General features: G+C 64.5%; 6 protein-coding genes. 4 read left to right on the forward strand and 2 right to left on the reverse strand.

The window, feature by feature from the left end; translation table 11 throughout:
* Both ABF648_RS01685 and ABF648_RS01690 read left to right on the forward strand, forming a co-directional pair.
* Positions 1-488 (forward strand): ArsA-related P-loop ATPase (locus ABF648_RS01685; RefSeq protein ID WP_415630559.1); only part of this gene is annotated, 488 nt, incomplete at its 5' end.
* A gap of 29 nt (positions 489-517) precedes the next feature.
* The gene (locus tag ABF648_RS01690) at positions 518-1,879 is read left to right on the forward strand and encodes an FAD-dependent oxidoreductase (RefSeq protein ID WP_415630560.1); all 1,362 of its coding nucleotides are present in this window, start codon (positions 518-520) and stop codon (positions 1,877-1,879) included.
* Positions 1,880-1,998: 119 nt separating this feature from the next.
* Here ABF648_RS01690 and ABF648_RS01695 read toward each other — a convergent pair whose 3' ends face one another.
* Entirely contained in the window at positions 1,999-2,805 is an 807-nt protein-coding gene (locus ABF648_RS01695; protein WP_415630561.1) for an NAD(P)H-binding protein, read from the reverse strand.
* A gap of 100 nt (positions 2,806-2,905) precedes the next feature.
* On the opposite strand from ABF648_RS01695, the gene ABF648_RS01700 reads away from it, so the two are divergent.
* Both ABF648_RS01700 and ABF648_RS01705 read left to right on the forward strand, forming a co-directional pair.
* Positions 2,906-3,292 (forward strand): winged helix-turn-helix transcriptional regulator, encoded by a 387-nt coding sequence (locus ABF648_RS01700; RefSeq protein ID WP_415630562.1) that lies wholly within the window; start codon positions 2,906-2,908, stop codon positions 3,290-3,292.
* Positions 3,293-3,373: 81 nt separating this feature from the next.
* Positions 3,374-3,928 (forward strand): DapH/DapD/GlmU-related protein, encoded by a 555-nt coding sequence (locus ABF648_RS01705; protein WP_415630563.1) that lies wholly within the window; start codon positions 3,374-3,376, stop codon positions 3,926-3,928.
* Between the two features lie 95 nt (positions 3,929-4,023).
* Here the strand turns inward: ABF648_RS01705 and ABF648_RS01710 are convergent, their stop codons facing one another.
* Positions 4,024-5,391 (reverse strand): pentapeptide repeat-containing protein, encoded by a 1,368-nt coding sequence (locus ABF648_RS01710; protein ID WP_415630564.1) that lies wholly within the window; start codon positions 5,389-5,391, stop codon positions 4,024-4,026.
* Positions 5,392-5,952: the final 561 nt, after the last annotated feature.

Raw genomic sequence — 5,952 nt, forward strand, 5'->3', positions numbered from 1 at the left:
AGTTCTCCGAAGCCATCCGGGAAGCGCGGGATCGCATCGTCGTCATCGACACCGCACCCAGCGGTCACACCCTCCTGCTGCTCGACGCCACCGGCTCCTACCACCGCGAGATGCTCCACCAGATGGGCGACACTGCGACCGCCACCCCCCTGACGCGGCTCCAGGACCCCGACTACACGAAGATGATCATCGTCACCCTGCCCGAGACGACGCCCGTCCTCGAGGCCGAACAACTGCAGCGCGACCTGCACCGGGCGGCCATTGTTCCCTGGGCATGGGTGGTCAACCGCTCGGTCGCCGCCACACGCCCCGCCCCCGGATTCCTCCACACCATCGGAGAGGGAGAACTGCCCCAGATCGAACATGTCCGGCAGCTCGCCGAGCGCATGGCCGTCGTTCCCCTGCTGCCCACACCCCCGATCGGGCAGCAGAACCTGCACGATCTCAGCAGAACCTCCCCCGTTGGGAGTCTCGCCGCCACTCGTTGACCGCAACCACGACATTAAGGGACCACGCCATGCGACTACTCATCATCGGCGGCTCGGACGCCGGCATCATGGCCGGCCTACGCGCCCGGCAACTAGACCCACACACCGACGTCACCCTCGTGATCGCAGACCAGTACCCGAACTACTCCATCTGCGGCATCCCTTACCACATAGCCGGCGACGTCCCCGACTGGCACAACCTCGCCCACCGCACCCAAGCCGACCTCGAAACAGCCGGACTCGCCCTGCGCCTGGGCACCCGCGCCACCAACATCGACGCCGCCGCCCACACCGTCACGGTACGTACCCCTGCTGGTACCGATGAAACCATCGGCTATGACCGACTCGTCGTCGCCACCGGTGCCGGACCCGCCAGCACTACAATCCACGGGCTCAGTGGTCCAAGAGCGCTTGGCGTTGACGACGGCGTGCACGTGCTGCACACCATCGACAACATGCACGCCGTGCAACGCGACCTCGAAGCGCGCCGACCCACAACAGCCGTCATCATCGGGGCTGGATACATCGGCTTGGAAATGGCCGAAGCGCTCAGTCGCCGAGGAATCGCTGTCACGATGGTCCAACGGGGACCCGAAGTGCTCTCCACCCTCGATCCCGACCTCGGCCAGCTCATCCACGACGAACTCGATCGCCACGGCGTCACTGTCATCACAGGCACCACTGTCGAGCGCATCGAGCGAGACACGAACCATCTCATCGTCACAGGGACCAGCCCCACTGGCACCCAACGAATCGAGACCGAATTCGTGCTCGCCGTCGTCGGTGTCCAACCCAACACGAGCCTGCTCGCCGAAGTCGGGGGCCAGACCGGTCCAGGCGGTGCGATCGTCGTCGATGACCACATGCGTACCGGCCTGCCCGACATCTACGCCGCCGGAGACGGGGTGACCACCAGTCACCGGCTGCTCGGCACCACCTGGCTCCCCTTGGGCACCACAGCCCACAAGCAAGGCCGCATCGCCGGAGAGAACGCCACCGGCGGCGACGCCACCTTCGTAGGCGTCCTCGGCACCCAGGCTGTCAAGGTATTCGACCTCGTCGCCGCCCGCACCGGTCTCCGCGAAACCGATGCCGCCCGCGCCGGCCTCCCTGCTCGCTCGGTGACCGCCACACCCGACGACCACAAGGCCTACTACCCAGGCTCCCATCCGATCACTATCCGGCTCACCGGTGATCCCAACACAGGACAGCTGCTTGGAGGACAACTCGTGGGAACCTATGGCAGTGAAGTCGCCAAACGCACCGACGTGATCGCGACTGCCATATTCGCCGGGCTCACCATCCCGCAGTTGTCCGACCTCGACCTCTCCTATACGCCGCCCCTTGCCGCACCGTGGGATGCCATCCAGGCGACCGCACAGCACTGGTAATAAGTCCTCTGAATACGATCGGTCCCGGGCAGGCGCCTGGTTCAGACGGGAACCGATGATGATCGAGCGCGATGAACAGCGGCCGGCCCATGTGGAGGAGTCGGGCCCACGACGACTGGTCATCTGCTCGCGCTGAGGACATCTGCCGCAACGGGCACGGGATCGGCAGGGTATCGTCCGATCAACTGTTCAAGTTGTGGGTTCTGATCAGCGAGAAAACCGTGGCGCACGTTCGAGGCGATCGACAGTGCCATCTCCCGCTGCACGGGCAGCAGACCTGTCCGGTGCTCCAGGCGGGCCCTGAACTCGCCGAGTCGAATCGTGCGCCAACCAACCCCCGCAGCCTCGGCCACGTCTGCCGTCGACATGGGCCGGCCGACAAGGTCGTAGACCTGACCGGCGTGGACCGCCGGATCGTGCACAACGAACGCCGCCGCCTCGGCAAGGTCTGCCCTGGCGACCGCAGCGAGAACACCATCGGCGTACGGCGACTCGAGCACACCATCCTCACCCCACGCGAGCAACATGGCGAAGGCCTCCGCATACATGCCGTTGCGCAGGATCGTCCACGCCACTCCCGAATCGCGGATCAACCGCTCCGTGGCCCGATGCGACACGGCATGAACGAGATGTTCACCCGCAGTGGTCACACTGGTGTACACGAGGTGGCTCACCCCGTCCCGCACCGCAGCATCCACCACCGCCCGATGTCGCGCGATCACGACATCGTCCTCGCCGCGGCCCGCCGAGACCAGCACGAGCGTGTCCGCGCCCCGAAAGTCCAGACTGTCTGGCTCATCGAAATCCAGCCGACGCATCCCCTCCCCCGGAGTGCGGCTCGCGCCCACCACATCCGCGCCCCGAGCGCGCAACCGCTCGATCACACCGGACGCGAGCCGCCCACTCGCACCAGTCACCCAAATCATCCTGTCCTCGTCCTCCCAGCATGTGCTGCCGTGTGGTTCTCTTCGGTAACTACATTGAAAGCATCCAACCTCTCAACCAGAGCCACAAGGAGGCACTCTCATGTCACCCACACACACCGGAGTGACCACCACACCCCGGTGCCGCATCCGCGACATCCTGGACCGCATCGGCGACAAGTGGACGGTGCTCGTGATCGTCGAACTCACCGACGGGCCTCGCAGATTCCGGCAGATCCAACACGGTGTCGACGGCATCTCCCAACGGATGCTCACGCTCACGCTGCGCCGCCTCGAACGCGATGGACTCGTCCAGCGCACCGTGTACCCAACCGTGCCTGCCCAGGTCGACTACCGGCTCACTGCGACCGGAGCCAGCCTCACCGACCTCTTACACGACATGGCCGCCTGGTCACGCACCCACCAACACAACATCGAAACCGCGCGCCACCACTACGACGCCACCCACCCCGACAGCGACATCCGATAGCGGATCCGAAGAGATCCGGAGACGGTCGATACGCTCGGGACGGTCGGCCCGGCCGCGGGCGAGCTGAGATGATTGCCGACCATGCGGAACGAAAGACTCATCCCTCGGCACACACCGGAGTCGCGGACGGTCGCCGCCCGCACACAGGTCGTCATGGACCTGACCTCGCAGCTCAATGTGCTGCGCCACAGCGACCTCGCCAGACGCACCGCACTGCTTCGTGAAATCCTCGGCCGCCCCGTACCCGAAACACTCACACTCTTCCCGCCGTTCTTCTGCGACTTCGGCCTCAACCTGGACTTCGGGGAACACGTCTTCGTGAACCAGAACTGCTCGTTCTACGACATCGGAGGAATCTCTATCGGAGACAGGACACTGATCGGTCCCGGGGTAACGCTCGCAACAGCCGGCCACCCAGTCGACCCCACGAAACGCTTCGACGGGATCACCACCGCTCCGATCGTTATCGAGGCAAACGTGTGGATAGGAGCCAACGCCACCGTGACGCCCGGAGTGACCATCAGAACCGGCGCTGTCATCGCCGCCGGAGCCATCGTCGCGAAAGACGTTCCCGCCAACTGCGTCATCAGCAGCCACGGCTACATCAACCGTCGAGACTTCAACCCGGCTTCGTAGACCCGTGATGGCCACGTCCTCCGCCCTCCGTGACTTTGTTAACCCGCAACGATCGGCCCGATCCGCGGGCTCTCCAGGGCCCCAATTTCGGCTGCTCAATCTGGATCTGGTGCCGGTGTTGGCAGGTCGGTGACCCAGTGGGCTCCAGGAGGAAGATCCCGGCCCGGCTCCTTCAAAGAAGCGGGGAACCAAGAAGATGCCATACTCATCCCCAGTGCGGGCCGCTTGAACATCACACCATCGAACCCCACTTCCCCATCAAACCTCGCCCTGGTGAACCACGCATCCTTGTCGAACCTCGCGTAGTCAAAATCTGCTTTCCCAGAGAACGTCGCACGCCAGAACTTCGCGTCCCCACGGATCATCGCGGCGTTGAACGTCGTGTCTCCAGAGAATTTCGTATCGGCGAACCATGCGTCCTGATCGAACTCCGCCCAGGCGAACACGGCGCTCGCGCCGAACGTCGCATGGGAAAACCCCGCGGCCTGCTCGAACGTCGCATGCATGAAGGTCGCAGTCCCGCCGAATATCGCGTCCCGGTTCGCCGGCAGGTCACGGTCGAACGTCGCGGCCTGCTTGAACGTGGCACCATCGAACACCGCATCCCTACAGACCAGAACACCATCGAACTGCGCGTCCCCGGCGAACGTCGCATGGGAAAACCCCGCGGCCTGTCTGAAGGTCGCATGGTTAAACCCCGCGTCTCCGCTGAACGTCACATAGGCGAACCCCGCTGTGTGCGTGAAGGTCGCACCGACAAACATCGCCTTCTGGTCGAACTTCGCATGCTCAAACCCCGCGTCCCCGCGGAACAGAACACGAGCGAACACCGCACGGCCTGCGAACGATGCCATGTCGAACCACGCGTTTCCGCTGAAGGTCGCACCGGCGAACGTCACGTCTTGGTCGAAGCGTGCGCCTGTGAAGTCAACTTGTTCGGTGAAATGGGTGGCGTGGAGGTCGACGTGGCATCCACACCACAGCTGGTCTCCGCGCAGCTGCCCGTCGGTGGGGCTGTACGGGTCCGGCAGTCTGAGGTGGTTGGCGATCGTGGCGAGGATCGTGGACTCCACCGCGCCGTCCCGGCTGACCGGCCTGCCCGTGTCGGGCTGGCCATCATCACCGAGCTGATATCGCAGAGCGCCGTGCTGGTCGCGGACCAGGCGGTCGGTCCTCAGATAGCCGCACAGTATGTCCACGACCCGCTGCCGGTAGGCGCCCCCATACCTGTCCGCAACATCCGCGAGCGCGTACACCCCGGCGATCCGCACCGTGGGAGCCGCATCACCGAGCTGGGAGACGGCCTCCATAAGTTTCTGGTCTGCTATCCCTTCGACCTCGCGGTGCTCGGCACTCTCAGCCCCAGCCCGTTCCCGAAACTTGATCACCAGATAGCCCACCGCCGCGACCCCGGCCAGTGCCGCGAAAATCGTGCTCGCCGCATCAATCGGCGTACCGGTCAACCGTCCCAAGAACCACCGTCCCGTCCACAACCGAGATAAGACAGCAAACGCCCCCACGGCGAGCCCCACCCACACGGCGATCGATCCGAGCAACGGCCATCGCGACATCCATTCGCAAACCGAGCGCCAGGCCCTCCGCACTCGGGGATCGCTGTCGGGTGTCGATGAGGCCCTCGGAGACGCAGGAGAATCAGGTTGAGCCAACTCCTCGTCGGACACGTCAATCACTCCATCCATCCGCACCCAGATCCTCGTGTGCCAGCACCGCGACGGCTAACATCCCACCGACTCGGTCCCCCGCCACGACCGGTGCCACCATCACCATGATGGGCCAGACCAAAGCGACCCGGACCACCACCGCGATGCTGGCGGAGCTGGCGGAGATCTTGCAGACCATCAGGACAAGAACGGGATTCCAGACCAAGTAACCACGGACGAGGACCACCGTGTGACAGTGGGAAGGTCGACAGATACTCAACTGCCACAGGTGGTCCGGTCCGTGCCGGACGGGTCTCTCCAGTCCTGCATGGTGGTGGTCACATACACATATGTGTATGTGAC

It is taken from the genome of Propionibacterium sp., assembly GCF_047719395.1.
Classification (GTDB): Bacteria; Actinomycetota; Actinomycetes; order Propionibacteriales; family Propionibacteriaceae; genus Propionibacterium.

Excerpts from the sequence above, each read along its gene's own strand:
- ABF648_RS01690 (WP_415630560.1), top strand. The coding sequence starts at position 518 with ATGCGACTACTCATCATCGGCGGCTCGGACGCCGGCATCATGGCCGGC.
- ABF648_RS01695 (WP_415630561.1), bottom strand. The coding sequence starts at position 2,805 with ATGATTTGGGTGACTGGTGCGAGTGGGCGGCTCGCGTCCGGTGTGATC.
- ABF648_RS01700 (WP_415630562.1), top strand. The coding sequence starts at position 2,906 with ATGTCACCCACACACACCGGAGTGACCACCACACCCCGGTGCCGCATC.
- ABF648_RS01705 (WP_415630563.1), top strand. The coding sequence starts at position 3,374 with ATGCGGAACGAAAGACTCATCCCTCGGCACACACCGGAGTCGCGGACG.